Genomic DNA, 16,416 nt, shown 5'->3' with positions numbered 1-16,416 from the left:
AATCGAGGAAAAATGCGGTATGAAATGATTCGCTCCTGTATGTTATAAATCTTGTTAATTTCAAATTTTATTGTAGAATAGAACGAAATATAAAACTGAGCTAGCATCGTGCAATCAGCATAACGGTGCAGGAGGGAACATGGTTCGAAAAGCAAGAAAAGAAATGATCGAGGAGACAAAGGGAAAGCTGCTTGAAGCGGCAAGAGAAGCGTTCGGAACAATCGGCTATGCCAATACGTCGATGGATGAGTTAACTGCTTCCGTAGGATTGACGCGAGGTGCGCTGTACCATCATTTTGGCGATAAGAAGGGTCTGCTTGCGGCAGTTGTTGATGAAATTGATCAAGAGATGGATAGTCGCCTTCACGATATTTCGAATGCGGCATCAACGTCATGGGAAGGCTTTGTTGGTCGATGCCGTGCGTATATTGAAATGGCAATTGAGCCGGAAATTCAGCGCATCGTACTTAGAGACGCGCCTTCCGTGCTTGGGAATGGATTTACTCATCCTTCTCAGTCTCAATGCTTAGCGACAATGGCAACAATGCTTCAGCAATTTATGGATGAAGGAATCATTGCGGTTACGGATAGTCATGCATTAGCACGGATGTTGAACGGCGGGCTTATGAACGCAGCCTTCTGGTTAGCTAATGCTCAGGATGCGGAGAAGGAGCTGGCCGTTGCGTTGCACAGCTTGGGAGTTGTATTAGACGGTTTGCGGATGAAATCAAAGTAGCTGAATCGATCATGTAAATCAATGAAATCTGTAAAAGATGATGAACAAGTAATCTCAGGAGGGGACGATGATGAAGCAAATTATTGCAATGGGAGGCGGAGGATTCTCGATGGAGCCGGAGAATCCCCTTCTGGATCTGTATATCTTGCAGCAAGCTAGTTCGGAAAATCCGAAAGTATGCTTTGTGCCAACAGCAAGCGGAGATGCGGATGGGTATATACAGCGGTTTTATAAGGCATTTGGAGAACATACATGTGACCCTTCCCATCTGTCATTATTCAACCCTCCGACGACGGATTTGGAAGACTATGTGCTGAGCAAAGACATCATGTATGTTGGCGGCGGCAATACACGCAATATGCTAGTGTTGTGGAAGGAATGGGGATTGGATGCCATTCTGAAGAAAGCATGGGAGCAAGGCATTATTTTGGCTGGGTTAAGCGCTGGCTCCATCTGCTGGTTCGAAGAAGGAGTAACAGATTCGATACCCGGGGAGCTGACCGGATTAACTTGCTTAGGTTTTTTGTCGGGAAGCAATTGTCCGCATTATGATGGGGAACAAGAGCGGAGACCCAGCTATCATCGGTTAATGCAGGAAGGCAAGGTTGGACATGGCATAGCTGTTGATGATGGTGTAGGTATTCACTATTTGGATCGGAATATACATCGAGTGATCAGCTCCAGACCACATGCAAGAGCCTACAGCGTAGAATCTAGAAACGGAGTCATAACAGAAAACGAGCTAGTTCCCGTGTTCTTAGGTGAATCATAGGTGACGAATGACATAGGAAAACAAAGAGAAACAAAGAGTAGCACATAGAATCTAGAGAGACCTAAAAAAGTAAGAACTATAAAAAGAAGAGAAAGAAATAGAGAAATATAGAGAGATATCTCAGCGAAAAACATGCAGGCGCAATTGAGAACGCAAGGGATACTCGTACGCCATTTTATGATGCCTCGAACGGAACATTTCCTAAGAGTGTCAATCGGAACAGAAGAAGAGATGGAGCGATTTGTTGAAGCCTATGAAGTTATCTTGAAGCAGATGATTGGTTCAACCTCGTAAAATTCCATGCATCATGCAAATAGAAGAGCAGATCGTTAGATAAATAAACGATCTGCTCTTTTTCAATTCTATTTGGAATGATGCTTATACGCAATATGGAACAGGATAGCTGCCAATGCTGCAAGTAGTGCTAATGATATCTCCGTTGCGCCATACGGTTAGGCTAACTTGCTCATCAATCGCCAGTTCACAGATGGCTGCTTCCAAGTCTGAGTAACTGGAAATGGTCGTATTGTTGATGTTCACTATAATGTCATCAGGTTGGAGTCCAGCATCAGCGGCTGGTGAAGAATCCTTAACCGACAATACCTTGGAGCCAGCCGGCTGCCCGTCTTGCGAATGAACAGTCATATGCTGAATGCCGATCCATGTTCTCCACATTTTTTCTCGTGAATCCTGACCGATCTCGTATACGTTCTTCAAGTTGTGAAGGAAGAGAAGGGTTCCATACGCCATATTGTCGGCAATCGCTTGTCCGGCATCTCCAAAAGGAAGTTCAAGGCGGTACTCGATTGAAACTCGAACGCCAGCAGCCTCTTGGGTAAGTGTGGTAATGGTCAACGACATATCCTCGCCTTGCAGAATGAAATGCTTGCCTTGTTCAATTTCAGTAATGACGCCTGAAGTGCTCGCTCCCCATCCATGATCCAGTTCCATTCGACCGCCAAAACGGAAATCAACACTTGCTTCCTTGGCATACCACCGAGTTAATTGTTCTGCTTCTGTTAATGCGCTCCATACCTTCTCAAGGGCTGCTTCGATCAGCATATCTCTCTTCACGGATTGTAAGCTATTCATTAGTTTTCCTCACCTTCCAAAAATGTTTTGAGTCGAGTTAAGCGATCTCCTAATATGTAACCCATATCTTGCAAAAGGGATTGATAGGCAGATTGCAGCAAGGCTTGATCCAAACGGTAAATTCGATATTTCCCTTGCTTCTGCTCGCTGATCACTCCTTCTTCTAATAAAATTTGCAAGTGTTTTTTAACGGCGGGTTGAGAGATGTCGAAAAACTGAACGAAATCCGATTGCGTTCGATCTCCTTGGGCAAGCATATGAAGAATCGTTCTGCGTGTCGGGTCACTTAGAACACGATAGATATCCGTAATATTCACCTCACACATAACCATATGGTTATATGTTATTCAATGAAAAGGCCATTGTCAACAAAATTGTTAACAAAATTTACATTTAATTTGGTAATATATCACTTGTGTGTGACTGTACATGTGAAAGAGTTGTTTAATAATTTGATATTTTCAAGGCAGATAGGCAGATTTATAGGATTCTATGTCGTTAGAAAATAATTAGGAAATATTTCTTGCGAGGGTGGCCAGATTATGATTACGAAAATGCATGTGGAGAACATGTTGCAGGAGTATATGGATGATACAATTGATTCCTATCGATTGATTGATAATAGTTGGGAAGATGAACACAGGTATGTCGCGATCGTCAGCATGACGAGTGGAGAAAACATCGTTTTAAAGTGCTATAGCAATTCGTATACGGACAGCAGCAAGATCGAAGGGTGGGCCCATTTAGCCTCTGTGTACCGCCGGAATGGCATTGCAACTCCACAATTTTATTGTTCGAAGAATGGCGCTTATGGGTCTGTCATGACAATCGACAATAAACAGTTCCATTACTGGGCAGAAGAATTCATGACTGCTAAGACAATAGATGATTTGGAGATCGACTTAGAGGATTTGGGCTCTGAATTTCTGTATCAACTGGGAGCCTGCATAGGGAGCATGCATTCCGCTGCCAAGCGAGAGAGGATCGAATATGCATGGAGCAGCCCGTATGTTCTGCTAGATTCAGACGAGGAAAACTACAGTGATGCACTGTCTTGGTATGAGCAGCTGAGGCATTCGCCAGCAGATGTTCAATTGGTAGAAGAAATATGGGAGATCTACAATCGCAAGCGCAAGCAATTAGAGGCGATATATCCATCTTTGCCTGCAGGCGGTGTGCAAGGTGATTTCTCGACAAATAATATTTTAGTAGATGAAGAGAAGGGATTTGCAGGAATAATTGATTATAATTTAGCTGGCAATGACAAATTCGTGACGTATCTGATGCAGGAAGGCATTTTTCTTAGCTTTGAATGTTACCGGAAAGAGTGGTTGCATCGAGAAAAATGCGCGTATATGGAGCAGCGCTTTAAGCAATTTTACAGCGGTTATACCCAGCAATACTCGTTAACAGATACGGAACGGGGTGCCGTTAATATGCTGTATAACATCATTCGGCCATTCCGTATGGATAAAGTGGACACGACGCTTCGTATTGCAGAAGAGGGGTTATGGCAAGAAGTCAACGAGCGGCTGCGCTGGATGCATTACGAGCTGACTCGCGACGATATATTGGAATTCTTGGAAAGATAGCAGGAGGCGAGGGAGATCACAATGGAATACTCTATTGTTCTCCCTCATATGTTGACAGCATATTTCGTATTTCACTTATGACTTTGTCTCGAAGTTCTGCTGGTTTAAGAGCTTCCATAGCAGCACCAAATCCTAGGATTATCTCTGCTGCTGAATCAAGTGTATGGAACTCGACGTCTGCACATGACCAACCGTTATGATCGGGTTCGATTTGCAGCAATTTCACGTATCGTTCATGCTTGAGACGTTGAAGTAGATCATTACTTACACGAATACGCGCGGGATAGCGGGGTAGGGTGGACGTAAATTGCTTCGTGGATTCCTCCCAATAGCGAGCCAGATCGAATCCGTCAGGACGAGCAAAGGCTTCATTCAAAACTTCTGCGTTGCGTATCCGTGAAATGCGATAGCTGCGGAACCCGTCCTCTACCTGAGCCACGATATACCAAACCCCTCGTTTGGCAACTAAGCCAAGCGGCATGATGTCTCGAACCACAATACTGTCATGACGTTCATAGGTGATGCGCAGCTTATGCTGCATCCATACAGCCTCCTGAACGATTGATAAGCATTGAGTACCCTCTTCCGTTTGGCGCCATCCCGCTCCATCGATGTGTAAACGTTCTCTAGCGATGTCGGCGTCTCTCCTCATTTCAATCGGACTTGCGGCAAGCAATTTATGATAAGCATTGTCGAGTTCTTGTCGAAGACCGAGATCGTCAACTAATGACGAGGATTTCATTAGGAGCAATGACATCAATTCTTGCGGCTTCATTCCCGTCAATTGCGTTCGATACCCTTCTGACAAGGACCACCCTCCGTAGGAACCACGCTCAGCGTAGACGGGGATACCGGCGATACTGAGTGATTCCATATCCCGCATAATGGTTCGTTCGGAGACCTCTAATCGGTCGGCGAGGTCTCGGGTTGTCATCTTCCCGTAGCTTTGCAGCATGAGCAGAATCGACAGTAAACGATCAGCTCTCAAGCGAACTCATCCTTTCTTAGTTGCAAGGTGATCTTAGTGTATCATATCCAATATGACAGTTGCTGTCATATATGTCCCGATATAATGAGATCGAAGACAAGTCGATTGAGGAGGACAATTCATGAAGCCATTACAAGACCATGTTGCGGTAGTAGCAGGAGCAACCCGAGGGGCAGGCCGTGGGATTGCGGCGATGCTTGGAGAAGCTGGAGCAACCGTATATTGTACGGGGCGGAGCACGCGATCCCTCCAATCCGATATGCAGCGCAGTGAAACCATTGAAGATACGGCAGACATCGTGACGGCTTACGGGGGAGTCGGAATTCCAGTGCGCGTGGATCATACGAAGGAAGAAGAAGTGAAGGCTCTTTTCGATCGAGTTCGCAGGGAACAGAATGGCCGTCTTGATATATTGGTCAATGATGTATGGGGAGGAGACCCATTAACTGAATGGGGAACGCCGTTCTGGGAACATTCGCTTGCGGGCGGTCTACTCATGCAGGAACGTGCAGTTCACTCGCATATGATCACAAGTTATTATGGATCTCCGCTAATGGTAGCGCGTAAGCAAGGGCTTCTTATTGAGATTACAGACGGCGTTGACTATCGTTATCGCGGCAATCTGTATTACAGCTTAGCTAAAGTGTCAGCTATTCACTTAGCAGCAGCGATGGCGGAAGAATTGCGCCCACACAGAGTAACTGCTGTAGCGGTTACGCCTGGATTTTTGCGTTCGGAAGCGATGCTTGAACTCTTCGGTGTGACGAAGGAGAACTGGAAGGATGCGGTGAAGCAGGATCCGCATTTCATCATGTCGGAAACGCCGATGTATGTCGGAAGAGCAATTGCGGCGCTTGCGGCAGATCCGAACAAAATGGAAAAGACAGGGCAATCCCTTAGCTCGTGGGGGTTGTCTGACGAGTATGATTTCGTGGATGAGGATGGGAACCGACCTCACTGGGGCAACTATGCTGCAGAACTTGGACTATAATCTGTCATACGGCAAGGGGAGCCTACCATTTCAAATTTAAGGCATTCATTTTGATTGACGGTCTTGGTTCATATAGCGCATAGTAGGACAGAGATATGAAAATGTGAAGCTACTAACGCTATTTGCACTTTCTATCAACAAGAATATCATGTCGGAAAAGGGGATGAAATATTGAGCAGTGATGTGAATGGTGACGTGAACGTGAATGAGCAGACATGGAACGAGATACTCCGTATTTTTGACGAAGGAACCAACCGCATTAACGTCTTGTTCGTTGATCCTGCACGAGTACAGAATACAGTATCGAGTCTGCAAGTAAGCGAACGCAGTTACCTAGGTGCAATTGCGCGTCAGTCGGGAGGTGTCCTAGTAGATGGCGGTTGGATTAAGCTGCTCGGCTCCGGGAATGATGCTATATTTGGGGATTTATTGAGCTGGAATGGCTTCGGTAACGATATTGGGGTCTTGCCGCTACATGGTGCATGCATAATTGCCTATGACTTGGCAGGTGGCTTCTTCGCCTTGAATGGCGGCTGTTTCGCTAGCGAAGGACATAACGTCTATTATTTTGCCCCGGATACATTAGAGTGGGAGGATACGGAATTGTCTTACTCCGATTTTTGTGAGTGGCTGGCCAATGGGGACTTGGAGCTTTTTTACCGTACATTCAGATGGGATGGCTGGGAAAACGATGTAGCAGCGCTGAAAGGAAATGAAGCAATCAGTTATTATCCACCGTTATGGACGGATGAAGGCTCGGCGGAGCGCAGCAGCAGAAAAGCTGTCCCTGTTGCCGAATTGTGGAACTTATACATACAACAACATGCGAATGGAATGGAGAACGAACAATGACGAAGAACAAGATCAAATTAGCTGTTGTAGGTTTAGGAAATATGGGGAGGTATATGATTCGAACCATTTCCAATCCAGGGTTGGCAGAACAGGTGGAACTGGTTGCGATATGTGAGGCGAATGCGGCTGCACGTGAACAATATCAGAAGGATTACCCGCATGTGCAGTACTATACAGACTATTCCAAAATGATTGAAGAATTGGATATCAATCTTCTATACGTATCTGTCCCTCCTGCCTATCATTATGATATCGTATGCGCGGCATTACGCAAAAAAATTCATGTCTTCTGTGAGAAGCCGCTTGCTAACAATTTACAAGAAGCTGCTGAATTGCTCAAGCTGGCAGAAGAAGCGAACGTAGTTCATGCTATTCATTTCTCGATGCCACACGAGCCATCTGTGAAACGAATGGAACGGATGATTAAGGAGCAGGCCATTGGAACGATCCGCAGTATGGAGCTTATCCTGCATTTTCCGACGTGGCCGCGCAGCTGGCAGCATAATAGCTGGATTTCGACACGAGCACAGGGTGGATTCGTGTTAGAAGTAGGCGTTCACTGGATTAACGTTATACAGAAACTGTTCGGCACGATCACGCATGTACAGAGCGAGTTGGAACTGCCAGCGGATGAAGAACGCTGTGAAACAGGGATACGCGCAAAAATGCTGCTGAACAGTGAGGTTCCGATCTATGTGAATGGCTTATCGGGCATGGCAGGCGCGGAACGTGTTTCTCTCGTTGTTTATGGCAGTGAAGGCACAATTGCCCTTGAAAATTGGAGTGAGCTGCATGTTGGAGCAATTGGACAGCCACTGGAGAAAGTTGCCGTTGAAGAAATCGAGCAAACTCCGATAGTCGCTCAGGTCATTCGGGCTATTCACGGAGAGCATGCCGATTATTTCGATTTTCGTGATGGGTATGCAGCTCAGGCTGTCCTAGAGGCGTTGCGACATCCGGCGTCGCCACAGCTTGCGGACATTCGGAAGGCAGCAGAATGAAGATGAACGAGGAGCAGCGAGGATGGATTGAACGAGCGGAGCAATATGTCCACGAAGAGCTGTGCCGCGACAGCAGCGGGCATGATTGGTGGCATATTGTTCGGGTAAGGCGCCTGGCAGTCCGCATCGCAGGTGAAGAAGGAGCGGACGTGCTCATATGTGAAATGGCGGCGCTGCTTCACGATGTGGCAGATGCTAAGCTTAATCCGGATCATGACAGCGGCTTGCAGAAAGTTGCACAGTGGCTGGAGTCAAATGGCGTCGAATCAAAGATTCGCGACAAAGTCCTTTCGATCATTGCGAATATGTCTTACAATGGCGGTCATAATCCGCCGATGGACTCGCTTGAGGGACAAGTCGTACAGGATGCAGACCGATTGGACGCAATGGGGGCAATCGGAATCGGACGCACATTCGCATATGCTGGATGGAAGGGTCACCTTATGCATGATCCCTATCTTGCTCCTAGGGAAGCGATGACCGAAAGCGAGTATAGGCAGCAGCCTTCCACGGCCATTAATCATTTCTCCGAGAACCTGTTAAAGCTGAAGACGCTCATGAATACAAACAGCGGCAAACAATTGGCTCATAAGCGTCATCTTGTTATGGAAGAGTTCTTGGAGCAATTTCATAAGGAATGGAATGCAGAAGATGATGAGTGAGCCGTTATGGAGCAGTTGGATCAGTACGCTGGAGAGAGCCTATTCAATTGGACAGATCATACGTATTGAACCGTTAGCGAAGGGAACGAGTTCAGATGCCAAGCTAGTTGTGGCAAGCGATGGGAAATACGTGCTGCGCAAGCTAAAAAGCGAGCACGCAAGCAATTTCCTACCAGCATGAGAAGAATGGTATGATTCATGCCGACCTTGGCATGTGGAACGTCATATATACGCATTCAGGATGCCGCATCATTGATTTTGGTGAAGCGCGTTATGGCAATACTCATCTTGATCTTGCTGCCCTGCTGGATTCTAGTGTGAAGTGGACTGGCAAACAAGAAGATCGTATTAGGTCATTGCACAGTTTCATAGAGGGATATATGCTATACGGAGAGGTAGACGCTGACTTACTGCTAGAAAATATCCACCTCTGGATCATGAGAGGGGTGGTTGTGATCATAGATCGTTACGGTCTAGAGCAGCGTACCCATCAATATTGCAGCAGGAGTATGCAGAAGTTGACGCATATGAAAGAGATTGTAGAACGCCTCTATCTAAGCAGGTAAGAGTATATGAGTCAATAGGAGGCAAGGACATGAATCAACAAGATACATGGACAGCAGTTGATCATTACTTTAATCAGCAACTCATTCCTTCCGATCCTGTGCTGGATGCGGTACTGGCTGCAAATGCCGCAGCAGGCTTGCCGGCTCATGATGTATCGCCCAATCAAGGCAAACTGCTGCATCTTCTGGCCAAGCTCCAAGGTGCTCGAACGATATTAGAAATCGGCACATTAGGCGGCTACAGCACGATATGGTTTGCCCGTGCACTGCCGCAGGAAGGCCGGGTATACACGCTGGAAGCCAGTCTCAAGCACGTTGAAGTCGCACAATCGAACCTGCTGAACGCAGGCGTAGCGGAAAAAGTGGAGATTCGAACAGGACTTGCCGCTGATTCGCTTGCTCAGCTTGACGAAGAAGCGCGCGGCCCATTCGATCTTATTTTTATTGATGCAGACAAGCAGGGCAATCCAGAATATTTGAAATGGGGGTTAAAGCTGTCCCGTCCGGGAACGCTCATTATCGGGGACAATGTCGTCCGCGGCGGCGCTGTCGTAGACGAGTATAGCGATGATCCAAGCGTATTAGGCGTGCGCAGCTTCTTCGAACTGATTGCTGCGGAGCCTCGCTTAAATGCTACAGCGATTCAAACCGTTGGAAGCAAAGGCTATGATGGATTCGTAATGGCTTTAGTAGTCGAAGAGTGAATAAAATGAAGAACAGCCCTGTTCTCAATTGAGGCAGGGCTGTTTGTGCTAGAAGCAAAATTGGAAGCATGTAGAGCCTTGATGGAATCAGAACAGAATCTGATTATCAAGGCTCTTCTTTATGACAAAATAACTCCTGTGCTGTTCGTATGAACAATTGGACGGCAAGTGAACATTCCGTAAGGGAAGGGGCAGCTAAACAAATCTCTCTTCGTACCATCGGATCGAGCTCGCGTGTCACAATATGAGGAGGTGTAGTAATCAGCGATAATTCTGATAAAATGGCCACTCCCAGCCCTTCCTGGATCATATTGAGCAGAGCCCCCGTGTTATGAACGACAAACTTGATATTCATGCTGGTCTCCGTCTTCTCAAAAATGTCAATGATGGGGATTTCATTACCTCCCTTGCAAATGATGAGCGGTTCATCATTCAAATCTTGGATGCAAATAATGGGCTTGTGACATAAGGGATGATCTTCCCGCAAGAGTGCAACCATCTTGTCATTGTACAGTGGTATGGTCTCAAATTCGAAACTAGGCTCTGTAATAATGCCAATGTCTATTTCACGTGAAGCCAACCATTTTTTAACCTCGTTTATTGTCCCTTCATGCAATTCGATTTCCAACTGAGGAAATCTGTGCTCGATACGGCTAATAATCTTAGGTAAGAAAAAGGCAGATGCGGTTGGAAATGAGCCAATGCGGATCGTGCCTATCTCCAATCCTTTTTCAGCAGCAGCCTCTTGTTCCAGCTTCTCAATTCCAATCATAATGTCGCGAATATGGATGAGCATGCGCCTTCCTATATCTGTTAGAAGTATGCCGTTCTTTCGATCACGAATCAGAAGAGTAACGCCTAGATCGGCTTCCAAGCTTGAAATGGCACGGCTAACTGCAGGCTGCGTCATATGAAGAATATCTCCGGCTTTTGTAAAGCTGGAGGTTTCAGCTACGGTCAAAAAAGTACGCAATTGTGTAATGGTCATAACGATTTTGATATGCTCCTTATAAAAATGATTCATTTTATTTATGCACATAAACAATATAACATGATACATGGAGGTGTAAGTAAACTTTTACAGATAGAATGGTAGGGAAGGAATGGATGAATATGATGAACCAGCTGTCCAAACATAAAACGATTTTGCTGCTTGTCTTTCTTGTGATTATGTGGGGTGTGAACTGGCCTTTGACGAAAATAGGTCTTCAGTATGCGCCTCCATTGTTATTTGCGGGGCTGCGTACCTTTATCGGGGGGATCATTTTGCTCCTGCTTGCGCTGCCGCGATACAAAAGCCTGCGGCTCAAGGAAACGTGGCCCATTTATTTAGTGTCTGCCTTTTTGAATATTGTGCTGTACTATGGCCTAATGACATTCGGCTTGCTCTATACGCCTGCAGGACTTTTTTCAGCAGTTGTATTTCTTCAGCCTGTCTTACTAGGCGTGTTTTCATGGCTATGGCTGGGCGAATCGATGCATCCGAGAAAAATGTTCGGCTTAGTGCTTGGTTTCCTGGGTGTTGCCGTCATTTGTGCGTTTGGCATTATTGGGCATGCATCGGTGATTGGAATCGGTCTCGCACTTGGTACGGCACTTAGCTGGGCATTCGGAACCGTCTATATGAAGCGAATTAGCGAGCGTGTCGACTCCCTGTGGGTCGTATCGCTGCAGCAAACGATCGGAGGCTTGCTGCTAACGGGTTCGGGGGCATTCATTGAGAACTGGTCAGATATTGTATGGGACTTGTCGTTTATCTTGAATTTATTGTTTATATCTATTTTCGTCATCGCATTAGGCTGGCTGACTTACTTTGTGCTGATCGGGTCTGGGGAGGCCAGCAAGGTGGGGGCCTTTACTTTTTTAATTCCACTCATCTCGAATATCGCAAGTGTCATATTTTTGCATGAACAATTTACGTTCAATTTGGTAGTAGGACTTGTCTTCATTTTGTTCAGCATATACCTTGTTAATGTGAAGTCGAGACGAGAAAGGTCATTAATTGCAAGCTAAAGCAGGGTACGGGGAGGATGCGGGTTGTTTGCTCGAATAGGTACGTAAGCTATAACTTTATATGATACAATGAGAACTGAAATTCATATCATAAAGTCAGCGGTTAATTGATCCATGGAGGAACGAATCATGCAACTTATACAACCAGATCGCGTTCAACAGCAGCTGCAAAGCTTACAGGATAAGTTGTTATATGCGCATCTTGAGATGACTACTGGTGCTTATGCGGCACATCGGGATAAATCAAAAATGACAGCATCCGTATTTTTTAAAAATGCCCCCGTCCGCTATTCACATGGCACATTGGCAGGAACAGGCCCTTATCGTATCGGCCTAAAGACAGAGCAAGGGTGGATTTATGCGGAAGGGCTGACACATTGGGAAGAGAACGACGAGAAACGCCTGATTATGGCTGGCCATGATTCGGAGGGACGTTTGCTTGTCAGCTTCATGCTTAGTGAGCAGCCATTCTAAGGAACAAGCCTTCTCACTGCTGATTGCGAATGATCATTATTAGGAGACAACTGAAGAGGGGACATCAAATGAAATCACAACAGCGCATTGTCGTCGTGCTGCCTCATCCCGATGATGAAGGGATTATGGCAGGTACATTGGCGAGACATATTCATCAAGGCATGACCGTTACTTATGCATGCTTGACATTGGGAGAGATGGGGCGAAACATGGGCAACCCTCTCTTTGCCAATCGGGTGACATTGCCGCTCATCCGCAAGCAAGAATTGCTGGAGGCGTGCAAGCGGATCGGAATCGAAGATGTCCGCATGTGGGGCTATCATGATAAAACGATTGAGTTCGAAGAGCAGGATAAGCTGTCGCAGAGAATTGCTGACTTGCTGCTAGAGCTTAAGCCGGCAATTGTATACACGTTCTATCCGGGTCATAGTGTGCATCCGGATCACGATGCAACCGGAGCTGCGGTCGTGCAAGCGGTGAAGCTGCTGCCTGAGAGCGAGCGCCCTAGGGTATTGTGCATCGCATTCTCTTCGAATCGCAAGGCTGTGTTAGGGGAGCCAAGTATTGTGAATGATGTTAGTGACTTTGTCGAGCAGAAAATACACGCTATTCATGCACACCAATCGCAAGTGAGGTTCTTATTAGACAATGGAACGTTGGAAGATCCGGCATTTCGAGCTAAATATAGCAAGGAAGTATTCTGGGAATATCGGTTTGTCAATTAGTGCTTAACGCTAATTGTAAGAGTAATAGACACTCGATTTATGAAGCTGACGGCAGCTTATAAATCGAGTGTTTTTATTTGTTAGGAATTCGCATAGTATCATGAGGAAGATCATATTCGATTGAATTTCTAAAAAGATAATTGACTAGAGTTACGGACGTTTTTGTAAATGTATCCATGCATAATCTGGCCAACACATATGCTGTTCGCTTCAGTGGCACACTAAGGAAAATGATAAGTAGGTGTGTCATGAGAAAGTGCATACAAGCCATAGTTGTATTTGTGCTGCTGTTCGTATGGTCGACACCCTCTAGTGGATGGCCGACAAATTCGTCCTATACAGCTGCGTTTATTCGCAACAATGATTTATGGATAACTAACGGCACACAAGAGACACAGATCACAACAGGGGAGTACATCCGGAATCCCAAATGGTCGCATGACGGGATGTGGGTCGCTTTTACAAAAGGCAAGGAAGAAAATGAGGTGTGGGTATACCATATGACTACGAAATCGCTTCGAAGAGTAGGAAAGGGTCAGAATATACAGTGGTCGCCCAAGCACAGCATAGTCGCATTTCAAACCGATTACACGCTTCGAATGGCCAATGTGGATACACCTAGCACCCCAATTGTGACAACGATAGAAGACAACATCGGGAACTATGCTTGGAATCCGAGCGGAAATGGTTTTTTGGTATCCACACTCTCTAAGCTGCTGCCAACTGGGAAATGGGAGGATATATTGTTATATCGTATTGGCCTAGACACCGAAACAGGTACACCCAATAAAGTACTGCTGTATCGGATTCCCAATCAAACTGATGATTTCTTTGCCGTGTTAACCAGCACATTCAAATGGTCTCCTGATAGGAAATGGATCGCCTTTATCGCTGTTCCCACTGCTTCATTATCTGCAGATAGCAATACACTCTGCTTGCTGTCCTCAGATGGGACAACCTTTCTGAAAGTAGGAACAATGCTCCATGATGAAGAATGGTTCAACTGGGCACCAAGTGCAAATCAACTTGCTTATATTGCGGGTGAGGGAAGAGAAGCAACAAGCAATAAAAAATTGACCTTATTAAGCAGCTTGACACCAATGAAACAGCAAATCTATACTCCTGCGGGCAAAGTAGAGACTGGCTTCACTTGGTACAATGATCGTACAATTGTCGCGTCGAGAGCTGACGAAGCGTTGTGGTCAAGCGATGCGGAGAAGAGGCCGTTGCCTAAGCTTGTGAAAGTTGACCTAGATTCAGGGCAACAAGCGATGCTGTCGGCTCCCGCCATGGGATTCGGCGATTATGCGCCTGTGTTCGTGGAAGATGGAAGGAAGGTAGCGTGGATTCGAAGTAATCGTTCGACAGCAGATGTTATGTTGTCAAGACCTGATGGCGAGAATGCGCATGTGTGGATTCCAAATCTGACACTCGGGATCAATTACTATGAGCGATGGAATTGGAGCGAGGTATTTCAACCTTATGGGACGAGTGATTAGGGGGTTCCATCGGCACATCCAGCTCATGCATCGAGGGTTCTAGTCGAACGATGTAAAAAAGACGGGGAGTTCGCTCCTCGTCTTTTGTCTTGTCTATGTCGTAAACAATCTTATTTATCATCATCGTCTTCGTCATCATCGTCGTCGTCATCATCATCGTCGCTGTCATACTCATCGTCGTCATCATCATCATCATCATCGTCGCTGTCATACTCATCGTCGTCATCATCATCATCGTCATCGTCGCTGTCAGACTCATCATCGTCCTCGTCATCATCGTCGTCGCTATAGGACTCATCGTCGTCCTCGTCATTATCATCGTCGTCCTCGTCATCATCACCCAATTTAATGCCAGTCTTCTCACCATTAACTAGCTCGACTTCGACATCCTCAACTTGATCCCAATCGATTTTTTCAAGAAAAGACGTAAGGTCACTGCCTTCATCTGCCTTAAATTCGACCTTCTCGCCGTCGGCATATTCGACTTCAACGCTGTCGATATCCTCCAATTTTTTTATTTTGTTTATATATTCATTCTTACTCAATCGAATCAATCCTCTCTTGATTGAATTGGTAACGTTATGAGCGTTCCTTCTATTCTATGTTCATATCCTGCAAGGGTATGGACAAATTAAAGTGTTAGAGTGTGGAATTTTCATATGTTTGTAGTACAGATGGCAACCGTATATTTTCATCTATTAAGCTCCAGAAGCCCTTACTTGGGAGAGTTGAGAATCATATAGTGATGTATGGCTGTTAACTGATAAAGGAGCGAGCATAATGAAGGGGTTAATCCTCAGTGCTGGCAAGGGTTCACGGGTTCAACCATTTTCATTCACGACCCCTAAACCTTTGCTTCCCGTTGCCAATATTCCGCTTCTCTATTACTGCATCGAAAAACTTATAGAAGTGGGGATACGAGAGGTTGGAATCGTGATTCAACCTGGACACCATATGTTATTCGAGGAACAGTTGGGAAAAGGGGAACGTTGGGGAGTAGAAATTACGTATATTTTCCAATATACGCCTCTTGGTATTGCAGATGCGGTTAGACAGGCAGAAAGCTATATTGGCTTGAATGATTTTGTACTTTTGCTCGGAGATAATCTAATCACGGAGTCATTGGCAGGACTCGTGGAAGTTGTAGCGCACAAAAAACACGATGCATGCATGCTTCTAGGACAGGTTGCTCAGCCGCAAGATTATGGAATCGTAGAAGTTCGGGATGATCAAGTAGTAGGACTAGAAGAGAAGCCGAAGCATCCCAAATCCAATTTAGCTTCTCTCGGGGCATATATGTTCACTCCGCAGCTATTTCAAGCTGTACGTTCGATATCTCCCTCTCCGAGGGGAGAATATGAGATTACACACGCCATTCAATGGTTGATAGACCATCAATGCTCAATTGGCTATACGATCACGGACAAGAACCATACCGATATCGGAACGATCGGACGTTGGCTGGAGGCGAACCAATGGGTACTGGAAGACATAGGAGAGAGGGATCTCCATGAATTGCGGTTGCAATATCCCGGTTGTCGCCTGATCCCACCTGTTGTAATCGATTCTACCAGTGAATTGAAGGACTGTATCATAGGCCCCTATGTAACGATCGGTCCAAGAGCTAAGATCAATCACTGCAGCATCGAGAACAGCATTGTGCTTCAGGATGTCAGCATCACGAATGTACAACTTAATAATGTGATCGCGAATCAACATGCAATCGCATCACCGTCCGGGGGTTGAGCA

Annotated in this window: 21 protein-coding genes; 16 read left to right on the top strand and 5 right to left on the bottom strand. The window is 45.8% G+C overall.

Annotated features, from left to right (window positions below; genetic code table 11):
- Positions 1-139 precede the first annotated feature (139 nt).
- The 3 genes from ABN764_RS06275 to ABN764_RS06265 all read left to right on the top strand — a co-directional run bounded on the left by ABN764_RS06275 (position 140) and on the right by ABN764_RS06265 (position 1,802).
- A complete protein-coding gene (locus tag ABN764_RS06275) occupies positions 140-736 on the top strand; it encodes a TetR/AcrR family transcriptional regulator (protein WP_446671304.1) in 597 nt (198 codons plus the stop codon).
- 70 nt (positions 737-806) lie between these two features.
- A complete protein-coding gene (locus ABN764_RS06270) occupies positions 807-1,508 on the top strand; it encodes a Type 1 glutamine amidotransferase-like domain-containing protein (protein WP_174810293.1) in 702 nt (233 codons plus the stop codon).
- Between the two features lie 132 nt (positions 1,509-1,640).
- Complete coding sequence (locus ABN764_RS06265) at positions 1,641-1,802, top strand: aminotransferase class I/II-fold pyridoxal phosphate-dependent enzyme (protein ID WP_446671303.1); 162 nt, start codon at positions 1,641-1,643, stop codon at positions 1,800-1,802.
- Between the two features lie 84 nt (positions 1,803-1,886).
- Here the strand turns inward: ABN764_RS06265 and ABN764_RS06260 are convergent, their stop codons facing one another.
- Positions 1,887-2,600, bottom strand: a complete 714-nt coding sequence (locus ABN764_RS06260; protein WP_446671302.1) for an SRPBCC family protein — start codon at positions 2,598-2,600, stop codon at positions 1,887-1,889.
- Entirely contained in the window at positions 2,600-2,917 is a 318-nt protein-coding gene (locus ABN764_RS06255; protein ID WP_446671301.1) for an ArsR/SmtB family transcription factor, read from the bottom strand. The genes ABN764_RS06260 and ABN764_RS06255 overlap by 1 nt, the downstream gene beginning before the upstream one ends.
- A gap of 225 nt (positions 2,918-3,142) precedes the next feature.
- On the opposite strand from ABN764_RS06255, the gene ABN764_RS06250 reads away from it, so the two are divergent.
- On the top strand, positions 3,143-4,192 hold the full coding sequence (locus tag ABN764_RS06250; RefSeq protein WP_446671300.1) for a phosphotransferase enzyme family protein: 1,050 nt from the start codon (positions 3,143-3,145) through the stop codon (positions 4,190-4,192).
- A 31-nt stretch (positions 4,193-4,223) separates the two neighbouring features.
- Here ABN764_RS06250 and ABN764_RS06245 read toward each other — a convergent pair whose 3' ends face one another.
- Positions 4,224-5,180 carry a helix-turn-helix transcriptional regulator gene (locus ABN764_RS06245; protein ID WP_446671299.1) on the bottom strand — a complete coding sequence of 319 codons (957 nt, stop codon included), beginning with the start codon at positions 5,178-5,180 and terminating at the stop codon, positions 4,224-4,226.
- A gap of 121 nt (positions 5,181-5,301) precedes the next feature.
- On the opposite strand from ABN764_RS06245, the gene ABN764_RS06240 reads away from it, so the two are divergent.
- The 7 genes from ABN764_RS06240 (at position 5,302) to ABN764_RS06210 (ending at position 9,956) form a co-directional block, all read left to right on the top strand.
- The gene (locus tag ABN764_RS06240) at positions 5,302-6,171 is read left to right on the top strand and encodes an SDR family oxidoreductase (RefSeq protein ID WP_446671298.1); all 870 of its coding nucleotides are present in this window, start codon (positions 5,302-5,304) and stop codon (positions 6,169-6,171) included.
- Between the two features lie 171 nt (positions 6,172-6,342).
- A complete protein-coding gene (locus ABN764_RS06235) occupies positions 6,343-7,023 on the top strand; it encodes a DUF2625 family protein (RefSeq protein ID WP_446671297.1) in 681 nt (226 codons plus the stop codon).
- Complete coding sequence (locus tag ABN764_RS06230; protein WP_446671296.1) at positions 7,020-8,024, top strand: Gfo/Idh/MocA family protein; 1,005 nt, start codon at positions 7,020-7,022, stop codon at positions 8,022-8,024. Before ABN764_RS06235 ends, ABN764_RS06230 begins: the two co-directional genes overlap by 4 nt.
- Entirely contained in the window at positions 8,021-8,686 is a 666-nt protein-coding gene (locus tag ABN764_RS06225) for an HD domain-containing protein (RefSeq protein ID WP_446671295.1), read from the top strand. The genes ABN764_RS06230 and ABN764_RS06225 overlap by 4 nt, the downstream gene beginning before the upstream one ends.
- Positions 8,667-8,867 carry a hypothetical protein gene (locus tag ABN764_RS06220; protein ID WP_446671294.1) on the top strand — a complete coding sequence of 67 codons (201 nt, stop codon included), beginning with the start codon at positions 8,667-8,669 and terminating at the stop codon, positions 8,865-8,867. The genes ABN764_RS06225 and ABN764_RS06220 overlap by 20 nt, the downstream gene beginning before the upstream one ends.
- Positions 8,868-8,877: 10 nt before the next feature.
- Entirely contained in the window at positions 8,878-9,252 is a 375-nt protein-coding gene (locus ABN764_RS06215; protein WP_446671293.1) for a phosphotransferase, read from the top strand.
- Positions 9,253-9,281: 29 nt separating this feature from the next.
- Positions 9,282-9,956: an O-methyltransferase gene (locus ABN764_RS06210; protein WP_446671292.1), complete on the top strand. Its 675-nt coding sequence runs from the start codon at positions 9,282-9,284 to the stop codon at positions 9,954-9,956.
- Between the two features lie 106 nt (positions 9,957-10,062).
- On the opposite strand, the gene ABN764_RS06205 is transcribed toward ABN764_RS06210, so the two are convergent.
- On the bottom strand, positions 10,063-10,944 hold the full coding sequence (locus ABN764_RS06205; RefSeq protein ID WP_446671291.1) for a LysR family transcriptional regulator: 882 nt from the start codon (positions 10,942-10,944) through the stop codon (positions 10,063-10,065).
- 128 nt (positions 10,945-11,072) lie between these two features.
- On the opposite strand from ABN764_RS06205, the gene ABN764_RS06200 reads away from it, so the two are divergent.
- The 4 genes from ABN764_RS06200 (at position 11,073) to ABN764_RS06185 (ending at position 14,667) form a co-directional block, all read left to right on the top strand.
- Positions 11,073-11,969, top strand: coding sequence for a DMT family transporter (locus ABN764_RS06200; protein WP_174810543.1), 897 nt, complete (start codon positions 11,073-11,075; stop codon positions 11,967-11,969).
- 129 nt (positions 11,970-12,098) lie between these two features.
- On the top strand, positions 12,099-12,443 hold the full coding sequence (locus ABN764_RS06195; RefSeq protein WP_268626637.1) for a YojF family protein: 345 nt from the start codon (positions 12,099-12,101) through the stop codon (positions 12,441-12,443).
- 68 nt (positions 12,444-12,511) lie between these two features.
- Positions 12,512-13,168, top strand: a complete 657-nt coding sequence (gene bshB2, locus ABN764_RS06190; protein WP_446671290.1) for a bacillithiol biosynthesis deacetylase BshB2 — start codon at positions 12,512-12,514, stop codon at positions 13,166-13,168.
- A gap of 248 nt (positions 13,169-13,416) precedes the next feature.
- Positions 13,417-14,667 (top strand): TolB-like translocation protein, encoded by a 1,251-nt coding sequence (locus ABN764_RS06185; protein WP_446671289.1) that lies wholly within the window; start codon positions 13,417-13,419, stop codon positions 14,665-14,667.
- A 110-nt stretch (positions 14,668-14,777) separates the two neighbouring features.
- Here the strand turns inward: ABN764_RS06185 and ABN764_RS06180 are convergent, their stop codons facing one another.
- The gene (locus ABN764_RS06180; RefSeq protein WP_446671288.1) at positions 14,778-15,212 is read right to left on the bottom strand and encodes a hypothetical protein; all 435 of its coding nucleotides are present in this window, start codon (positions 15,210-15,212) and stop codon (positions 14,778-14,780) included.
- Between the two features lie 235 nt (positions 15,213-15,447).
- On the opposite strand from ABN764_RS06180, the gene ABN764_RS06175 reads away from it, so the two are divergent.
- Positions 15,448-16,413 carry a sugar phosphate nucleotidyltransferase gene (locus ABN764_RS06175; protein ID WP_446671287.1) on the top strand — a complete coding sequence of 322 codons (966 nt, stop codon included), beginning with the start codon at positions 15,448-15,450 and terminating at the stop codon, positions 16,411-16,413.
- Positions 16,414-16,416: the final 3 nt, after the last annotated feature.

The organism is Paenibacillus wuxiensis, from assembly GCF_040195695.1.
In the GTDB taxonomy this organism is placed as follows: Bacteria; Bacillota; Bacilli; order Paenibacillales; family Paenibacillaceae; genus Paenibacillus_B; species Paenibacillus_B suaedae.
Note: the sequence above shows the minus strand (reverse complement) of the source record. Positions and strands in the feature narration are given on the sequence as shown.